Below are 19501 nucleotides of genomic sequence, written 5' to 3'. Positions count from 1 at the left end.
TTATCCTGCGAATTCATCAAGCATATCTAAAGAAGGCACAAAGAAAAGGGTCCCTGTTTCGGCAGTGCTGAAATCTAATAAGCGGTCGTAATTACCTACGGGGTTGCCTACAAACATATTCGTAAGCATCTTTTCTACCGTGCTGAATGTATTGGCGTAGCAGATGAAGTAAGTGCCCATTTGATGACTCTCTGGGTCGTGGAAAGGCATATTATCTCTCACTACTTTTAGGTCATCGCCTACATTGGCAAGTGCCGAATGAGCATTTGTAGGTTTGGTATCCTCATCCATTTCTATATCCATTTCTTTGCTGCGACCTATTACTTTTTCTTGTTCGCTAACGGGTAACGAACGCCAAGCGTTCATATCGTGCACATACTTTTGTACAAATAAGTAGCTTCCGCCTTGGTAGTTAGGATCTTCATCGCCCACTACAGCAAACTGTTCGCGTTCTTCGCCTCGTGGGTTTTCGGTGCCGTCTACAAAACCGATGATAGCGCGCCCGTCCCAATACCTAAAACCTTGTACATTCACTATACAATCGGCTATAGGTTGCAGCACATCGCTGATAGTAGCCGCCATATCATAAGCTAAGCTAGGGTTGTGCGCACGAATGTGAAAGTGCAAATCGCCTTCAGTAGCTACGGCTGTGTGTTTGCTACCTTTGATAGGCTGAAAATCCTTAAGCTCTTTGGGGAGCGGTTGGGGTAACCCTAAGGTAAGCCACGCCCTATGGCTAATGCCTATGGTTACACTCGCACGTGCTTCGGGGAAGCGGTCGGCTACCGAGTTGTTGAGGTTCTCTACCAAGCCACATACTTTTGAAAAAGTATCTTTTAGTTGTGCTTTGTCTGTATTTTTCTTAAATGCCCATACCAAAAAAACGGTATTGTTATTAGGCAAATCGGTTACATTCTGATAATTCATTATTTCTATTTTTATTTTTCAGTTATTAGTCGTTAGTCGTTAGAAAGCAACACTGTTCTAACGACTAACGACTAATCTACTAGCGACTAACTTAACTGCTAACTACTGCGGTTTGTCTGTTGATAGATTCTTGGTGAATCGCCTTAAATACCTGTATGATGAACTCTTCGCTAAGTCCGTATTGTTCTCCTTCTAAGATTACCTTGCCGAGTATTTCGTGCCAGCGTTGATTCTGTAGGATAGCCACATTGTTGGCTTTCTTTAGAGTGCCAATTTCATCGGCAATATTCATACGTTTCTTAAGTAGATCTAATAGCTGGTCGTCTATGATGTCGATATGAGAGCGCAGGGTGCTTAGTTTGCTAACAAAATCTTCTTGGTTAGTCGATACTTGCCTAATGCGCAAGTCGTTCATTATCTGCACTAAACGCTCTGGAGTGATTTGCTGAGCAGCATCGCTCCACGCAGCATCGGGGGTGCAGTGGGTTTCAATCATCAGTCCATCGAAATTGAGGTCGAGGGCTGTTTGCGATACATCGAAGATAAGTTCGCGCTTACCGGTGATATGCGAAGGGTCGCAGATGATAGGCAGCAGCGGGAATTTATTCTGCAACTCTATCACTAATTGCCATTCGGGTATATTGCGGTATTTGGTCTTTTCATAAGTAGAAAAGCCACGATGTATCACCCCTAACTTCTCAATTCCGGCACGTTGTAGCCGCTCAATAGCTCCTATCCAAAGAGCGAGGTCGGGGTTTACTGGGTTTTTCACCAATACTATTTTATCAGTACCTCTCAGCTCATCGGCTATCTCTTGAATAATAAACGGACTAACGGTAGAGCGCGCCCCTATCCACAATAGGTCGATGTCGTGCTCTAAGGCGAGCTTTACGTGATCTTTATTGGCTACTTCAGTCGCTATCTTAAGCCCTGTCTCTTCTTTTACACGTTGCAACCATTTCAGACCTAAAGCTCCCACACCCTCAAACATACCGGGGCGGGTACGGGGCTTCCAGATACCTGCACGGAAGAATGATACATCAGTATCCTTAAGACTATGTGCTATGTTGAGTACTTGCTCTTCCGTTTCGGCACTGCAAGGGCCTGCTATTACTACGGGGTGGTCGAGGGCTAAATCATCTAACCACTGACGGTTCTCTTGTGTTATGTCCATTATATTTAGTCGTTAGTGGTTAGTTATTAGTTAATAGCCAAATCTTTTTAGGCGTAGGGCGTTGCCAATAACGCTTACTGAACTGAAGCTCATTGCTAAAGCCCCTAACATAGGCGATAATAGAATGCCAAAAACGGGATAGAGCACGCCAGCAGCTACAGGTATACCTATAACGTTATAAACAAGGGCGAAAAAGAGGTTTTCGCGTATGTTCTTCACTACTGCTTTGCTCAGCTTTTTAGCCTTTACAATGCCACTGAGGTCGCCTTTTACTAAGGTAATAGGGGCACTTTCGATAGCTATATCAGTGCCTGTACCCATAGCTATACCTACATCGGCTTGGGCTAAAGCGGGAGCATCGTTGATGCCATCGCCTGCCATCGCTACTACCTTGCCTTGTGCTTGTAGGCGTTTTACTTCTTCTTGTTTATCTTGTGGCAACATACCCGCACGGTAGTCAGTGAGCCCTATTTGGCGGGCTATAGCAGCAGCGGTAAGCTCATTATCGCCCGTAAGCATTATTATATGTACACCTACTTGCTGCAATGCGCGCAATGCTTGAGCGGTGGTATCCTTTAGCTTATCGGTTATCGCCACTGCGCCTATCACTTCGCGGTCGGTAGCCAACAGCGAAAGGGTATATCCTTCTGACTGCCGTGCGCGCAGATTATGGCGAATCTCTTCGCTTATAGGGGCACCTATCTCTTCTATCAGTCGTTCGTTGCCAAAGTAGTACGACACTCCAGCGTGGTTAGCTCGTACGCCTTTCCCTGTTAATGCTTCAAAATCGGTGAAGGGTAAGGGGGTAACTCCTTGTGATTGGGCGTAAGCATTGGTAGCTTTGGCTAAAGGGTGTTCGCTTTGCTGGTTGAGTCCGTAGAGCAAGGGTAACCATTCCTTTTCAAAAAGACTGCCAAAACTCATTACTTTAGCTACCGTAGGCTTGCCCTCAGTTAGGGTGCCGGTCTTATCGATGACTAAAGTATCTACCTTGTTCATTTGCTCTAACGCTTCGGCATCTTTGATGAGGATACCGTTTTGCGCACCTTTGCCTATCCCTACCATTACCGACATAGGGGTGGCTAAGCCTAAGGCACAAGGGCAAGCGATAATAAGCACGGCAATGGCATTGAGCAGTGCATATACATAAGCATTCTCGCCACCGAAAACTGCCCACACTACAAAGGTAAGTACTGCAATGGCGATAACTATAGGCACAAAATAAGCGGCTATCTTATCGGCTAACTTCTGTATAGGGGCACGGCTCTGGCTCGCTTCTTGCACGCGGGCTACTATCTGTGCAAGTAGCGTGTCGGCTCCGACCTTCTCAGCACGCATCACAAAAGACTGTGTGCCGTTGAGGGTACCTGCCGATACGCGGTTGCCCTGTTGCTTTTCTACCGGTATGGCTTCACCGGTAATCATACTCTCGTCTACAGTAGCATAACCCTCGGTCAGCACACCATCTACGGGGAGCTTTTCGCCTGGTTTCACTCTCAGTAGGTCGCCTATATGTACCTCTTCAATAGGGACTTCTATCTCGTTGCCTTCTACTATCTTAGTAGCTTTGCGAGGGGCTAAATCTAACAACAATCTGATAGCGGCTTGGGTGCGTGTGTGCGCATTGGCTTCGAGTACTTGCCCTAATAATACCAAGGTTAAGATGACGGTAGCCGCCTCGAAGTAGAGATGCACGCTGCCGTGCGCTTTAAAGGCATCGGGGAAGAGGTTAGGGAAAAAGAGTCCTACCACACTAAAGCCCCACGCTACGCCTGCCCCTATACCGATAAGGGTAAACATATTGAAGTGCAGTGTTTTGAGGCTGCGCCACGCCCGCACGAACAGAAAGCCGCAGAAGTAGAACACTACCGGCAGCGAAAGGACAAACTGCACCCAGTTCCACGCACTGAGGGGCATTAGTTTGTAAAGCGGATTATTGTGCCACATACCGCTCATCGCTATCACAAAGATAGGCAGCGTAAAGGCAATAGCCCCCCAGAGCTTGCGCTGTAGGTTATCGTCTTTAGGAGCTTCTAAGCTCACCAAATCCATACCGCAAACGGGACAAGCGCCAGGGTGGTCGTAAGTTTTATTGCCCTCGCAACGCATAGGGCAGTAATACACCACCTTAGCGTGAGGGTCTGTCGGTTTTATAGAGGGGGGAGTCGTCGGCTTATGCTGGTGCGCTTTGTCATCGCTCTCGCCTTCTTCGCCTTCTTCGCCTTCTGCTGCAAGGCTGTAATGAGTGCCTTCTAAGGCTTTTTGCAAGGTTTGCAAAGGCACCTCAGCAGTGCTTTCTATTCTTGCTGTAGCCGAAGCCAAATCTACTTGTACCGTTGTAACGCCTGCTACTGCCGAAAGCCTATCGCTAATGGTAGTAACACAACCCATACAGCCCATTCCTTTTACTTTATAAGAGGTTGTCATTATATATATTGAATTATTTATTATTTAGAGCGACAAAGGTACAAAATAAATTTGAATTATAAAGTAGTAAATTTTTACGGGGTGAAGTTACAAAGTATCTCTTGTGCAATTACTGCTATATAACAATTAATAGTTAATATACCTTATGTGAAAATCTAACTTTAATCTATAACTTCTAAATATTTTTGGTACAATTTCATCATTATTTCATCTATTAATATCAATATTGAAAAATAAATAAAATAGTTTTCATAAACATATTCTTCTCCTCTCAAAGTATCTAATGTAGGGAGATTCTGTTGATAAGATAATGTATTATGAGCACAACGGTTTCTGTGATGATAAAGCTGTTCATATCTTAAAATTAGCTCATTATCAAATAGATTTATACTCTGTATTTTCGTCTTTTTTATAACTCCTTCCTTTTTATTTTTCCACATACTATTATTTTTTTGAGGAAAAATCTTATAAAAAAGTGAAGATTGTTTTTTCATATTTTCTTTTCTTTCTGCATTTTCTTTTTTCTCTAAAATTCTTGCTTTACCGTTTTTTGTTTTAAATATTTTATCAAAATTACTTTCAAAAAATATATACTCTTTTTCATTCCACTTTTTTAAAGAACTCTCTTTAAACAATTGCTTTACTTGGTTATAAACAGAAAATAAAATTTCTATCTTCTTAGAATCATCAATATAATTATCAAAATCTTCTAATTCAAAATTAGGTATCTGATTTATTATATCTTTATAAATTTGCTCTTTTTCTTTATATTGTGAACATCCTGCTATTGGATTTTTTGTATATCTATCATATCTATATACATAATCATTAGTTGCTAATTCCCAACAAATACATTTCATCTTTTGCTCTTGCGCTCCTGTCATTTTTAAGAATACAGATTGCATAACATAATCATAAAGAGCATAAGTTTCTATGCCGTCTCCTATACCTACTGTAGCAGAGATAGCTTCTTCTAATATTTTAGTTATAGAAGTAAGAATAAAACTATTGTGGTTGCTGTGCCTCATATTTATTATAGATTGCTAAAGACTTATTTATTCGAATTCTTAAATGCTTTAGATCTGAAGGTTTTTTGGCATGCTTTTTATTTCTTTTAAATATTTTAATTTGACCATCTAATTCATTTAATAACTCTGCTTTTCTACTTATATCAATACTTTTATTTTCAAAAATAATTTTATAAACTAACCCAAACAAATAAACATCTATGTCTATTATAGATATCATTTTTTTAGTATCAAAGAATTCTATTATTATTTTTTTTAATTCATCAAAGCGGTTTTGATATTCTCTGTTTGGGAAAATTGAACTGAAGCTTTTAAATAAAGTTGATTGACTTTCTTCTCCTTGAACAACAGAATAAATATATGCTTCATAATAATTTTCTAAAGATTTACCCCTACTATCGGAATAACCACAAGCTAATTTATCTATTTTAAAATCTTTTGCATATTGGGATAATAATGAAAGATATTTTACAAAATCTATATCCTTTTTTGTAATTTGTTTGCTTTTAAGTTCTTTTGTAGCCTCTGGTTCAAAAAAACTATCATAACCTTCCTTCAAAAAGTATAAAGATCTTCTTCTTTCTATAGGATTTAGAGATTTCCCTTGTTGATTTATGCTTCTAAATACTGAAGAATAGTATTTTTGTTGACCATCCATACTTATATTTGAAGCTGGAACAATATAAGAGAAACCAAGAAAAATATTATCGAATGAAAAATCAGATTTATCTACATCTAATACTTCATATTGATTTTTCAATTCTTTTAACTTATTCCTTATTTCAGCATCTGTTTTAAAAGTTTTTCTTAACTCGACAATATGATTGAATTTCCATGCCTTCATTTCATTTTGATTTTCATCCTCAATACTATCATTATCATCGTTGTCATCCATAAAGTCAATTATATTATCATCCTCATTAAAGTATTTTTTATTAGGAAAAATATCAAAATAAGCTAAAAGTATACTTGTTAATCTTTGTTGCCCATCTAAAATGTAGTTTTCTTTTTCGTTATCTTTTCTAAAAGCTCCAATAGTAACAGGAGGAACAAATTGTTTCTTTTTTAGAGCCTCAATTAGTTCTTTCACTTTATTCTCTTCCCAAACAAATCCTCTTTGGTATTTTGGCAATTTGATATTTTCCTTCAAAATTAATTTAATCCAATGGCTAAGTGAGTACTCACCATAATAAACTCTATTTTCCATTATACATATTTTTTGCTAAGTCTCTTATATAAAATTATCCTTTTGTTTTCAATAACTATATCAAGAATATAATGTAAAAAAATACTTTTTATTAATTTATATTTTTCTCTTTTCAGGCGGCAAATATAAAATATTTCTTAATAAAACCCTAATTTATTATCAATTTTAACACTCAAGAACAGTAATTTTTGTTACAATATTCCCTATTCAATTTTATTTCATTACTTTTGCCTTGTAAATCAGCAATTAATATGAAGTATATCCTTAGCTTTATAGCTCTTTGGTTGGTGGCTTGTCAGTCGGCTAACCCTTATGAGGACAAAACTCTTGCTTTAGTGCCTCTGAAAACTTTCCCGCTGCCCAAAATTAGTGTGCGCGCTATGCAGTTGCTCTCCGATAAAAACATAGCTTTTGCGGGTTCCGACGCTTCTTTTGGCTTTATCAATACTCAAAACCATACTATCGCTCTCTCTGACCTCAAAAACAAAGGGGTTATCTCTGACTTTCGTTCGGTAGCCGCTACCTCAGACCGCTTTTTTATGCTTTCTATAGGTACTCCTGCCCTGCTCTATAGGGCTGAACCCAGCGGTATGACGGAGGTGTATCGCGATGACCACCCTTTGGCTTTCTACGATAGTATGCACTTCCTCAACAACCAGTTTGGCATAGCGGTAGGCGACCCTATAGACAGCCGTATGCAGGTGCTCGTCACCCACAACGGTGGTAAAACGTGGGCAAAACGCACTTGGTCGCAAACTCCTAAACTCGCAGAGGGCGAGGCTGTTTTTGCTGCCAGCAATTCGGCTATTGCCTATATCGACAAAAAGCTATGGGTAGTAACAGGGGGCAGTGTGAGTCGTATTTTTTCTTCTGAAGACCAAGCGCATAGCTGGACAGAGGTTGCCCTGCCTTTAGCGCAGGGAGCTCCTACTAAAGGGGCTTTTAGTGTGGCTTTCTACGACTCTAAACACGGTATAGTGATGGGGGGCAACTACGAGCAGCCGTCTGACCGCAATGGCACTGCGGCTATTACTGATGACGGTGGCAAAACGTGGCAACCGCTGACTACTGACAACTCTTTTGGCTATGTTAGCTGTGTGAAGTACGTGCCTAATAGCAAGGGTTATGCCTTAGTAGCTTGCTCGCCTAACGGACTTTATTACTCTACTGACCGAGGCTATCATTGGCAACGCCTCAGCGCTGAGGTCTATCACGCTCTTTTATTCATCAATGAGCAAACCCTTATCGCCTCTGGCGACGAGAAGATTAGTATTTTTAGAGTAGTTAGTCGCTAGTCGCTAGTCGTTAGAATAGATTATAAAAATAAAAAACGTCTGCCTTTTTAGACAGACGTTTTTTTTTATAATTGACAAATTGGCAAATTAACTAATTTGCTAATTATTATGTTGTGAGCATTGGTTATAAAGCTCGCGCCAAGCGGCTCCTCTTTTCTTCATTACATTTTCGAGGTATTCCTTCCACACGAGTTTGTCTTTATCTTCATCTTTTACGATAGCTCCTTGCAAGCCCGATGCCAAATCTTCATCGGTAACCACTCCCGTACCAAAGCTACCTGCCAACGCCATACTGTTGGTAATAAGCGAAATAGCTTCGGCAGTAGAGATTACTCCACTAGGCGATTTTAGTTTCTGCTTCTCATCGAGGGTAGCCCCTTTGCGCAATTCGCGGAAGATAGTTACAATCTTCTCTATTGCCTCGGCAGACGGTTGTTGTGCCTTTAGCTTATAGTTATTAGAGATTTCGGCTACCCGCTTGGTTACTATCGAAACTTCGGTTTCGAGAGTCGCAGGGGCAGGCAATACTATGATGTTAAAACGCCTTTTGAGGGCAGACGACATATCATTTACACCACGGTCGCGAGTATTGGCAGTGGCAATAATCGAAAAACCGCGCTGGGCAGGTAGTTCTTGGCTAAGCTCTGGTATAGCAATAGTCTTTTCAGAAAGAATAGAGATAAGCGCATCTTGCACCTCAGAGGCACAACGCGAAATCTCTTCAAAACGCGCTACCGAACCTGTCTCCATTGCCCTATAGATAGGCGATTTGAGCAGCGCCTCATTAGAGGGACCATTAGCCAATAGCATAGCGTAGTTCCACGAATAGCGTATATGCTCTTCGCTTGTACCCGCAGTACCCTGAATCACCTTGCCAGAGTCGCCACTGATAGCGGCTGTTAGGTTTTCTGACAACCACGATTTAGCCGTACCAGGTTCGCCAATAAGCAATAGCGAACGGTCGGTTAGCAGGGTAGCGATAGCAATCTCTACCAAGCGGTTATGCCCTATATATTTGGGCGTAATAGTTACTCCGCTGGCAGTACCACCGGTTACAAACTTAAGCACCGCCTTAGGCGATAGCTGCCACCCTATGGGTTTTTCTTCTTTTTTGTCTTCTTCCTTAAGGGCTTCTAACTCATTAGCATAGAGTTTTTCTGCCGGAAGGCGTAATACATTTGACATAGTTTTTTGATTTGACAAAATTAATCTGCAAAGGCGTGTTTGTAGCCTTTTTGCTTGTTCCACGCGCCACGGGTGAAGTCTGGGATTTGTACAGGAGCACTGCCATTCTCTAACGATAGCTTAGAAAGAGGCGATAAGCAGCACCACTCTGCAAGGTCATACACGTCCATATCCAAAGGCAAACCATTACGCAAGCAGTAGATAAGACGGTAGTCCATTATGAAGTCCATACCTCCGTGTCCGCCTACTTCTTTAGCTTTAGCTTCTAACTCTTTAAGTATGCGTGGTTTGTATTTTTCCATTAAGGCTTTTTTAGCACTATCAGGCATAAAGCTGTGTGCTGATAGGTTTTCGTGGTCAGGCACTATATCCTTATCTACATTTTCAGGTTGTAGCAAATAGCCTGATATAGGATATTTATTAGCAAACCCTTTAGTACCAGTAAGTTGGTACATACGAGAGTAAGGGCGTGGGGTTACCACATCGTGCTGTATTTGTATAGTTTTACCTTTTTCGGTCTTAATCATTGTGATAGTAAGGTCGCCGTTTTGAAAATCAGCACCGTCTTTGCCTGTTACGCGTTTCATCACTTCTCTGCCGCGGAAAGGGTCGGTATCAAACGATACTAAGTAGTTCATCTTATCGCCGCGGTGAATGTTAAGCGCTTGGCATACAGGGCCTATACCGTGAGTAGGATACACATCGCCACGGTTTTTGAAGTTGTAGTCTAAACGCCAATTGTTCCAGTAGTAAGACCAAAACTCATCGAGGTTGTGAATGTAAGAACCCTCACCGTGAATTACCTCGCCCAACAACCCTTGTTGTGCCATATTGAGGGTAGTAATTTCGAAGTAGTCATACACACAGTTTTCGAGCATCATACAGTGCAAGCGTGTTTTTTCGCTCATATCAATAAGTGCCCAAATCTCTTTCATATCAAGAGCGGCAGGCACTTCTATAGCTACGTGTTTGCCGTGTTGCATAGCGTAGAGCGCCATTGGGGTGTGGTGCTTCCAGTCGGTTACGATATACACAAGGTCGATGTCTTTGCGCTCGCAAAGTTCCTTCCAAGCGTCTTCGCTACCGGTGTACTGAGGCACGCGTTTTAGTCCCGCCTTATCGAGCACTTTTTGGGCTTTTTCTACCATCTCTGGACGTATGTCGCAAAGAGCAGCGATTTTAGCGCCTGGCACGTGTATGTAGCGCTCTACCGCACTATGTCCGCGCATACCCAAGCCTATGATACCCACTCGCACGGTGTCGAGCTTAGGGGTTACAAGGTTGAGCACATCGGTCTGACCTTTAGCGCGTTTAGGCACTTTTACTTTAATAGTTTTGTTGTACTTAGTTTTAGTTGATTTCTGCTGAGCATTAACTGCTGTAAAGCTGAAAGTCAGCACGATGCTAAAAAGCATCCATAACATTTTTCTCATCATAGCTTGTGAATATTTTAGAGGTTAATTATCTGCCCGCAAAGGTAATCTTTTTTTCATTAGCAACCAAAAAAAAATGCTAATTTGTCGATTAGTGAATTTGCCAATTAGTAGATTAGCAAAATCTTCTGTTTTTTTGGGTAATGAGTTCGGTTATCCTTCGGTCATCGTTCGGTTATCTTTTGGTCATCTTATATCTAAAGTAATGGGAAGGCTGGGAAATTAGCCAATTTGCTAATTGGCAAATTATCATTACCTTTGCCGAATGAAACACATTACACAAAAATTAGCTGAGCGCGCGGCTCACAATGCGCTACGCAGCCTCCAGCAACGCCACTTTTCTATTGATTTCTACTCTAACGACTATATAGGTTTTAGCACTGATGCCGCTATCAGTCGCCGTATACAGGTGCTGGCAAATAGCGACCTCGCTCACGGTTCTACGGGTTCGCGTTTGCTGTCGGGCAATCTGCCTATTTTTGCCAAAACCGAACGGTATATCGCTGATTTTCACCACGCTGAAGCTGCCCTTTTGTACAATTCTGGCTACGATGCCAATGTAGGTTTCTTCTCTTGCATAGTAGGGCGCGGCGATGTGATACTATACGACAGCTATAGCCACGCTTCTATTCGCGACGGCATCTCGCTGAGCTTAGCCAGCGCCTATAAGTTCAAGCACAACGATTTAGAAGACCTCGAAAAGTTGCTCAAGAAATTCGCTACCGACCAACGCACGGTGCTTATCGCTACCGAAACCGTCTTTTCGATGGACGGCGATAGTCCGGATTTGCGGCGTTTGGTAGCCTTAGCCCAGCGGTACGGAGCTTATGTGGCGGTAGACGAGGCGCACGCCATAGGGGTATTTGCCCCAAACGGCAGCGGACTTATACAGGCTTTGGGGTTAGAGAACGATATTTTTGCGCGCATCGTTACTTTTGGCAAGGGGTTGGGCGCGCACGGAGCTGCTGTGGTAGCGTCGGCAGAGGTGGTGCAGTACTTGGTGAACTTCTCGCGCTCGTTTATTTACACTACCGCTATGAGTCCGCACAGTGTTGCCACCATACGCGCGGGCTACGAACAGCTATCGCAAACGGAGGCAATCAGTCAGCTTCACAGCCATATCAGTTACTTCAAAACGCAAATAGCCCAACAACAGCTGCAAGGTTTTATCGCTTCGGATTCGGCTATACAGGCGATGGTAGTCCCTGGTAATGAGCGCGTAAAAGCCCTTGCTGCCCAGCTACAAGCGCAGGGTATAGGCGTGCTGCCTATCTTAGCCCCTACCGTGCCAGCTGGAGAAGAGCGCCTACGCATCTGTCTGCACAGTTTTAACACCGAAGAAGAGATTAAAAAATTAGTAAATTTGCTAACGGACAAATTTGCTAATTGACAAATTATTCGTACCTTTGCCGCTGTCTAAAAAAAAACTCATTATTACGAAAAAATTAAGAAAAATATTAGTCCGTGGACTCTTAGGGCTGCTCCTATTATTGCTGTTAGTAGGAGGGGCTTTATCGCTGCCCATAGTGCAAACCTACATAGCCCAAAAAGCAGTAGCTTACCTCAATAAAGACTTCGATATAGACCTAAATATCAGCAAGATACACCTGAAGATAAACGGACAGGTAGCCCTAAAAGAGGTGCTAATACGCGACCATAAGCAGGACTCGCTTATCTATGCCGAGCGCCTCAATACTTCTATATTAAACTTTAAGCAGCTGATTGATGGTAACCTCTACTTTGGCGATATAGAGGCTGAGAACTTGCTTTTCAATATGAAAACCCACAAGGGCGATACCCTTTCGAACCTCGATGTTTTCGTTAGCAAGTTTGATTCGGGCGAACCCAGTTCGGGCAAGTTTATAATGAAAGCCAAATCGATTGAGCTTGTCGATAGCCGTTGCTACATCAGCGATGAGAACAATGCTGACCCCTCGCTGCTGAAGATAGACCACCTAAATGCCACTGTTACTGACTTTGCTATACGCGGCAGCAATATATCGCTGTCGTTGCCCTCTTCAAACTTTGTATATAATCGGCAGCTAAAGGTAGACAATATGGCTACCCCTTACTTTGCTTATACCGATACGGTGATGCAAGCCAACAAGCTACAGCTACAGCTCACCCCCGACACTGACCTCTATGCTGACCTGAAAATGTACCCCCACAAAGGCAGTTATGGCGACTTTGTGAACAAGGTAGTCTTTGACGCTCAGGTGCATAAAGGGACTATCAACACTACCCACCTCAACACATTCTACAATGGGTTTTCGCCTAATCGCATCATCGCCCTCAAAGAGGTAGCAATGAAAGGCACTCTAAACGATTTTACCCTTCCGAAGGGCGAGATAAGTTACCAAAACACTCTGATAAGGGGCGAATTGAGCTTTCAGAACCTGCTTGCCGATAATCGCAATATCATAGTGATAGGCAAAGAGGTGTATGCTGAGACTATTTACAACGATTTGGCGTACTTGATGCCTACCGTTTTAGGTGAAAATATCCCTGCGGAACTTCAAAAGCTGGGTATGTGTTCGCTTACAGGCGATTTCGCTTATAAAACCACCTCGCTACTCACCAACTTACAGCTAAAAACAGCAGAAGGTGAAGCCCATATCGACGGCTTTTTAGACGACCTAACGCATACTGACCAAACGACTTTCAAAGGCACCCTCGTAACCGACCAGCTACATTTGGGTAGGCTTTTAGACGACCATAGCGTGGGGGCACTGACTGCTAACCTAATAGTGCGCGGTCAGGGGTTTGACATAAACACTATGCAGCTTTATGCCAATGGCGATATTCATTCCTTAGGCTATAATGGATATAACTATAAGCATATCAACATAAATGGGGAACTGAAAAAACAAGTGTTTAACGGCAAGATTGACGCTCGCGACCCTAACCTAACGATGAAGTTTAGTGGATTAGCCGACCTTTCGCACGCCGCTACTAAATTCGACTTTCAGGCAGATATAGCCATAGCCGACTTGCATGCTCTGAAGTTTATAGAAATGGATAGCATTTCGCAGTTCTGCGGTAAGGTGATTATTGACATTGAGGGCAATCAATTAGACGATATAGTAGGCAAAATAGCCTTTAAAAACACGCATTACATCAATTCAGCAGGCGATTTCAACTTCAAGGATTTCGAGGTGCACTCAACTCTGACCAATGGGGTGAAAGAAATCAGTATTAATTCGCCTGACATTGTTAGTGGTAATCTGAAAGGAAACTTCCGCCTAGCTGAAATGAAGAAAATGATGCAGAACGCTGTGGGAAGTATGTATGCCCACTACAAACCATATAAAATAGAGCCTAACCAATACGTTGATTTTCACTTTAATATCTACAACAAAATAGTAGAGGTATTCGTGCCTAAAGTAAAAATAGGCAGTAATACTTTTATCAATGGGACTATAGATGCTGACAACACGAATTTCAAGCTGCAGATGAAGTCGCCGAGCATTAATGCTTACGATAATCAGATAGATAGCCTAAGCCTTGAGATAGACAATAAGAACCCACTGTACAACACCTTTTTAGAGGTGAAAAAAGCTGACTTTGGCGTGTATGCTATTCAGGATTTCAATCTGATTAACACCACTGTGAAAGATACGCTTTTCTTTCGCACCGAGTTTAAAGGAGGCGAATCGGGGAAAGACAACTATGAGCTGAATTTCTTTCATACTTTGAACCAGAAACAAGAGTCTGTTATTGGCATTAAAAAGTCGTTAGTGAACTTTAAAGGCAATGCGTGGTACATCAATCGTGAAAACGAAATGAACGAGTACAACAAGCTTGTGCTGAACCGTACTGCCGATAGCTTGCGCATAAGCAACTTCAAGATGGCGCACCAAAACCAATATATGAACCTCAGCGGATTGGTGACTACTAACGACTATAAAAACCTGCATTTGGTAGCCCATAACGTAGCCTTAGACAAGGTTATGCCCGAAATGAAAGGGCTCGACCTAACGGGTACCCTCAACGGTAATATATCGCTTACCCAAAAAGGGAAGCTATACTACCCTTCTGCCGACCTTTTTGTACAGTATTTTAAGCTAAACGGCTATGACTATGGCGATTTGGAAGTGAATATCTTTGGTAATAATGACCTTTCGTCTTTCGATGTAAATGCTTTCTTCTCCAACGGGCGCTCCTTAGGTTTTGCTACGCGCGGAAAGATAAACTTAGACAGCAAGAAAGGTACGCTCTTAGACCTAAAAGCCTACTTTCAAGACTTTGCGCTCTCGCCTTTCAATCCTTTTGTAGAAGGTATTTTTTACGACCTGCGGGGTAAAATGAGCGGCTTAGTAAACATAAAAGGTAGCATAACCGATCCACTGATGGACGGTACTCTTACCCTACAAGAGGCTGGGGCTGGCATCAGCTACTTAAACCTCAATGCTGATATAAACGACGGTGCTAAGATAAAGGTAAACAACAAGACTTTTGATATAGACAACTGGCGACTGACCGATACCGCCTATAACACCCAAGCTACCCTAAATGGTTCTATCAGGCACAACCGCCTACTCGATTGGTTTTTAGACCTGAAGCTACAGACCCTCGGCAAACGCTTTATGGTGCTTAACACCCAGTATACTGACGATGCTCTTTTCTACGGCACCGCTTTTATGAATGGGTCTGCCACTATAAAAGGGGCTTTAGACGAGATAGCTATAAATGTAAATGCTAAGACCGAAGAGGGTACTTCGTTCAAAATACCACTAAGTGATACCGAGAGCGTAGGCGATGATTCCTTTATCACTTTCGTAGAAAAAGGAGATAAAAAGGTAAAAGTGCAACGCGATTTAGAGTCGATTAAAGGATTAGAGCTCAATTTTGAATTAGACGTACAGCCTACTGCCGAGGTAGAGATAGTAATGGATAAAAAAACAGGTAGCAACCTTGTAGGGCGCGGGGCTGGTACGCTGCTTATCGAAATCAACACTAACGGCAAGTTTAATATGTGGGGTGACTTTATCACCTATTCGGGTTTCTACAATTTTAAGTACGAGAATATTATAGACAAGCGTTTCACGGTGCTACCAGGGGGCTCTATTTCGTGGAGTGGCGACCCGCTTATGGCTACCCTCCGCGACCTGAAAGCTGCCTATAACCTAACCGCTAACCCCAGCACTCTGTTGGAGAGTACACAGTACAACCGAAAAATTAACACCCAAGTGGTTATTAAGCTCGGTGGCGAACTGATGCACCCCGAAACTGTATTCGATATTACCTTCCCTGATAGCAGTCCGAGTTTGGTATCAGAGCTTAACTATAAACTCGAAGACCAAGACCGCAAGCAGCTACAAGCCTTCTCGCTCTTAGCACAAGGTTCGTTTATGAGCGAAAAGAATACTGATAACCGCCTAGTAGCCTATAATCTGTTTGAAACAGCTGCTGGTCTATTCAACCAACTGCTATCTGACGAAGATAACAAACTCAACTTAGGAGTATCGTACGAGGCCGGCATCAATGATAGTTCTTCAGATATTAACAGCGACCGCTTAGGCTTTACCGTCTCTACCCAAATAACCGATTGGGCAAGCGTAAATGCTAAAGTGGGAATACCTGTTGGCGGGGTAAGCCGTACAGCCGTAGCGGGTAACGTAGAGGTACTCTTTAGGCTCAACCCCGATGGTAGTCTGACGGCTAAGATTTTCAACCGCGAAAACGAATGGCAACAGTATATGTTAGACCGCATAGGGTATGCCCAAGGGGTTGGTCTTACCTACACCGTTGATTTCAACACCTTCAAAGGGCTTATGTATAAAATCTTTGGAACGAAGAAAAAATAACAATTTAACAGAGAATATTATGAAGAAAATGTTATTACTTTTGGGTAGTGTGTTGGCGATAAGCACTGCCTCAGCACAAGCCTTCAGAAAAGGAGATGTGCAATTAAACGGAGGTTTAGGCTTCTCAGATATTAGTGCAATGATTTACGGAGGAGTTGATTTTGGCATCAGCAAGCAAGTATCTTTAGGAGGCGAACTCTTCTACCGCGGTACGAGTAAGGGAGATATAGAATACAGCAATATAGGCGTACTATTCACCAGTAACTTCCATTTTGCTCAGTACATACGCGTCCCCTCTAACTTAGACCTCTATGGAGGATTGAGCTTAGGGTACTACCATTGGGCACACACCTCTAAATATCGCTGGTTAAAGCCTTATTACGATTCAGGCCTAGCCTTACGCCTACAGTCTGGTGCTCGCTGGTTCTTCACTAAAAACTTTGGGGTAAATGCAGAATGGTTTTTAGACCACAATTCTTTTGCCGACTTAGGGCTCAAATTAGGGGTTACCTATAAGTTTAAATAACACATTATATAAATTAGAGAATTAGCAAATTAGTGAATGATTACACTCACTAATTTGCTAATTTTTTTTGATAGTATATCCTGAAAAGGCTAAGCTCATTCCAGCTATACCGCTCTTCGGTTGCCTCTATAATGCTTTTTAGCGAACTATAATCTTCCGTTTTGTCAAACAGAGCTGTAAGTTCTGCTATGGCTTCGGCAGAAAGCAACTGTGTTATCAAATCTTCAGGAAGTTTTCCTTGCTCGATGAGTTTTTCTAAATGATTGTAGATAGTGCGCTCGGTAAACATACGCGCTTCGGCTATCTCGGCTACAGTCTTACCCTCTTTCCATAATTGCAAAGTTACATCATAAGTAGAGGGTTTTTCTTGCTTTATGATAGGAGCTTTCTCTGGGGTCGTTTCAACAAATAGCTGTTCTTTCTCAAGTCGCTGTAAGGCACGTTCTTGTAACTCTATGCGTAGCTCTTGCAGCTTATCACTATGGATACTATCCTTAGTCAGCGGTTTGTCCAAACGTATCAGGTGGGTTATCTGCGAGAGCCTAAAAAGATGCTTCAACACCCCCGATAGGGTATCACTTAGCTGATTGAGCTCTTGGCTAAACTCTTTTACCTTCTTCTGATTAGCTATCTTAGCTTGCACATACAGTACTTCTCCCCATATATCCGATAGTAAGGGACTAAAATAAGGCACCGCTTTCTCAATGCGCTCAAAAATATACTCAAGGGGAGCGCCACTGCCAAAATAGCCCACTAACTGCTTGCTAAACTTCGCAGCTACCTCTGTTACTTCTCTCACCTTGGCGGCTGTCTTATTCGCCCACTCTTTATACTGACTTTTAGCCCCTATCTCGCCCATATAGCTACTACAGTGTTGCGCCCACTCATCTGCTAAAATACGCCAGTCAAAAGTCTGAAGTATCGTCTGTTGCAAGAACTCGCTCTTACCCTCTTCGCAGGCTTGCTGTACTTGGCTTTCATCAGCTTTATTAACTGCGTAGTCTATCACCTCTTCATCATTATCAATACCGTTTTGTGCCACCGATGAGAGCAAGACCAATCCGTCGAGAGAGCGCAAACGCGAAAAAGCCACATAGGCTTGCCCTGAAGCAAATACACTACCGAGGTCGAGAGCCGCTTTCTCAAAAGTAAGTCCCTGACTCTTATGTATGGTGATAGCCCACGCCAAACGCAGCGGATATTGGGTAAAAGTACCTAACTTCTCTTCTTCTATATCTTTAGTGGTTTCGTTGAGTCTGAAGCGCAAGTTTTCCCACACATAACGTTCTACATTGATGGGCTGCCCCCCGTCTAACAGCACCTCCACACTATCCTCTGTCAGCGATAGTACCGTACCCATTTTGCCATTGAAAAACAGATGCTCGCCTGATGGGTCATTCTTAATAAACATCACCCTTGCCCCTTCTTTCAGCTGTATCACCTTATCGGTAGGATACAGATAGTCAGGGAAGTCGCCTATTACCTCAGCCTCATAAGCAAAAGCTGGTGTGCGAAGCTGCTGCATAGCGTGCTGGTTCATCGTATCGGCTTTGGCATTATGGGTAGTGAGGGTTACGTATTCGTCTTTGCTTTGTTTGGCAAAAGTAGGCTTCACATAGGGCTGTAACAGCTGTAGGTCTTCTTCAGTGAGTTTGTTTTCGCGCAAATGATTCAATATAGAGACGAATAGCTTATCCGTCTGCCTATATATCGTTTCGAGTTCTACATACAGCAGCGGATGCTTGGTAATCACCTCAGATTGAAAGAAGTACATACCCTTATAATATTGCTTGAGCACCTCCCACTCCTCCTGCTTCACCACAGGGGGCAACTGCATCAGGTCGCCTATAAAAAGCACCTGCACCCCACCAAAAGGCTCGTGATTGCGGCGTATGAACTGTAGCATATAGTCCATCGCATCTAACACATCGGCGCGCAGCATACTCACCTCATCTACGATGAGCAGCTCCATATTCCGAATAAGTTGCTGTTTATTTTTATGCATTTGGAAGTGTTTGCGCAGCGAAACGCGGTTTTCAAAACGAAGATGCTCATTTACGATAGGCGGAGCTGACTGTGTAGGCAGGAAAGATGCAAAAGGCAATTGAAAAAGTGAATGAATAGTAACGCCTCCTGCATTAAGAGCGGCAATCCCCGTAGGGGCTGCTACTACCGTATTTTTGTAGGTGGTCGCTATAATCTTGCGTAGGAGGGTAGTTTTGCCGGTACCGGCTTTACCGGTGAGGAATATATTCCGGTTCGTTTGGCTTATAAGGGTGAGTATATATTCGGTCATAAAATCATTAGCAATTTCAGTCAGCAACTTTTTGTTGCAAAGATACAAAATAATTTTGATTTTTTACTATTTTTGCCCATATCTCCTATGCTGACTATCGCATTTCCCCTTTTGAAGAATGTTTATCTTTGCTAATGGGCTAATTGGCAAATCGACAAATTGACAAATTAACTAATTGACAAATTTGCTAATTTTT

Annotated in this window: 12 protein-coding genes; 4 read left to right on the top strand and 8 right to left on the bottom strand. The window is 42.5% G+C overall.

The window, feature by feature from the left end; genetic code table 11:
* From C8P65_RS02665 to C8P65_RS02645, 5 genes are all read right to left on the bottom strand, one after another.
* On the bottom strand, nucleotides 1-927 hold the full coding sequence (locus C8P65_RS02665) for a Dyp-type peroxidase (RefSeq protein WP_107781059.1): 927 nt from the start codon (nucleotides 925-927) through the stop codon (nucleotides 1-3).
* A 91-nt stretch (nucleotides 928-1018) separates the two neighbouring features.
* The gene (locus tag C8P65_RS02660) at nucleotides 1019-2101 is read right to left on the bottom strand and encodes a bifunctional 3-deoxy-7-phosphoheptulonate synthase/chorismate mutase type II (protein ID WP_107781057.1); all 1083 of its coding nucleotides are present in this window, start codon (nucleotides 2099-2101) and stop codon (nucleotides 1019-1021) included.
* 30 nt (nucleotides 2102-2131) lie between these two features.
* Nucleotides 2132-4528: a heavy metal translocating P-type ATPase gene (locus C8P65_RS02655; RefSeq protein WP_107781055.1), complete on the bottom strand. Its 2397-nt coding sequence runs from the start codon at nucleotides 4526-4528 to the stop codon at nucleotides 2132-2134.
* Between the two features lie 161 nt (nucleotides 4529-4689).
* Nucleotides 4690-5556, bottom strand: coding sequence for a hypothetical protein (locus C8P65_RS02650; protein ID WP_211305871.1), 867 nt, complete (start codon nucleotides 5554-5556; stop codon nucleotides 4690-4692).
* Nucleotides 5534-6763 (bottom strand): DUF262 domain-containing protein, encoded by a 1230-nt coding sequence (locus C8P65_RS02645; protein WP_107781051.1) that lies wholly within the window; start codon nucleotides 6761-6763, stop codon nucleotides 5534-5536. Before C8P65_RS02645 ends, C8P65_RS02650 begins: the two co-directional genes overlap by 23 nt.
* 251 nt (nucleotides 6764-7014) lie before the next feature.
* Between C8P65_RS02645 and C8P65_RS02640 the strand changes: the two genes are divergently transcribed.
* Nucleotides 7015-8058 (top strand): WD40/YVTN/BNR-like repeat-containing protein, encoded by a 1044-nt coding sequence (locus C8P65_RS02640; RefSeq protein WP_107781049.1) that lies wholly within the window; start codon nucleotides 7015-7017, stop codon nucleotides 8056-8058.
* Between the two features lie 99 nt (nucleotides 8059-8157).
* Here the strand turns inward: C8P65_RS02640 and C8P65_RS02635 are convergent, their stop codons facing one another.
* Together C8P65_RS02635 and C8P65_RS02630 are read right to left on the bottom strand one after the other, a co-directional pair.
* A complete protein-coding gene (locus tag C8P65_RS02635; protein ID WP_034539530.1) occupies nucleotides 8158-9243 on the bottom strand; it encodes an ATP-binding protein in 1086 nt (361 codons plus the stop codon).
* Nucleotides 9244-9263: 20 nt separating this feature from the next.
* Complete coding sequence (locus C8P65_RS02630) at nucleotides 9264-10679, bottom strand: Gfo/Idh/MocA family protein (protein WP_107781047.1); 1416 nt, start codon at nucleotides 10677-10679, stop codon at nucleotides 9264-9266.
* Nucleotides 10680-10941: 262 nt separating this feature from the next.
* On the opposite strand from C8P65_RS02630, the gene C8P65_RS02625 reads away from it, so the two are divergent.
* The 3 genes from C8P65_RS02625 to C8P65_RS02615 all read left to right on the top strand — a co-directional run bounded on the left by C8P65_RS02625 (nucleotide 10942) and on the right by C8P65_RS02615 (nucleotide 17009).
* On the top strand, nucleotides 10942-12066 hold the full coding sequence (locus tag C8P65_RS02625) for an aminotransferase class I/II-fold pyridoxal phosphate-dependent enzyme (protein WP_107781045.1): 1125 nt from the start codon (nucleotides 10942-10944) through the stop codon (nucleotides 12064-12066).
* Between the two features lie 100 nt (nucleotides 12067-12166).
* Nucleotides 12167-16483 carry a translocation/assembly module TamB domain-containing protein gene (locus C8P65_RS02620; protein ID WP_107781170.1) on the top strand — a complete coding sequence of 1439 codons (4317 nt, stop codon included), beginning with the start codon at nucleotides 12167-12169 and terminating at the stop codon, nucleotides 16481-16483.
* Between the two features lie 19 nt (nucleotides 16484-16502).
* On the top strand, nucleotides 16503-17009 hold the full coding sequence (locus C8P65_RS02615) for a porin family protein (RefSeq protein WP_107781043.1): 507 nt from the start codon (nucleotides 16503-16505) through the stop codon (nucleotides 17007-17009).
* Between the two features lie 49 nt (nucleotides 17010-17058).
* On the opposite strand, the gene C8P65_RS02610 is transcribed toward C8P65_RS02615, so the two are convergent.
* Nucleotides 17059-19305: a helix-turn-helix domain-containing protein gene (locus tag C8P65_RS02610; protein WP_107781168.1), complete on the bottom strand. Its 2247-nt coding sequence runs from the start codon at nucleotides 19303-19305 to the stop codon at nucleotides 17059-17061.
* Nucleotides 19306-19501 lie beyond the last annotated feature (196 nt).

Source organism: Capnocytophaga leadbetteri (genome assembly GCF_003054025.1).
Classification (GTDB): Bacteria; Bacteroidota; Bacteroidia; order Flavobacteriales; family Flavobacteriaceae; genus Capnocytophaga; species Capnocytophaga leadbetteri.
This window is presented reverse-complemented; position numbering and strand designations above follow the sequence as displayed.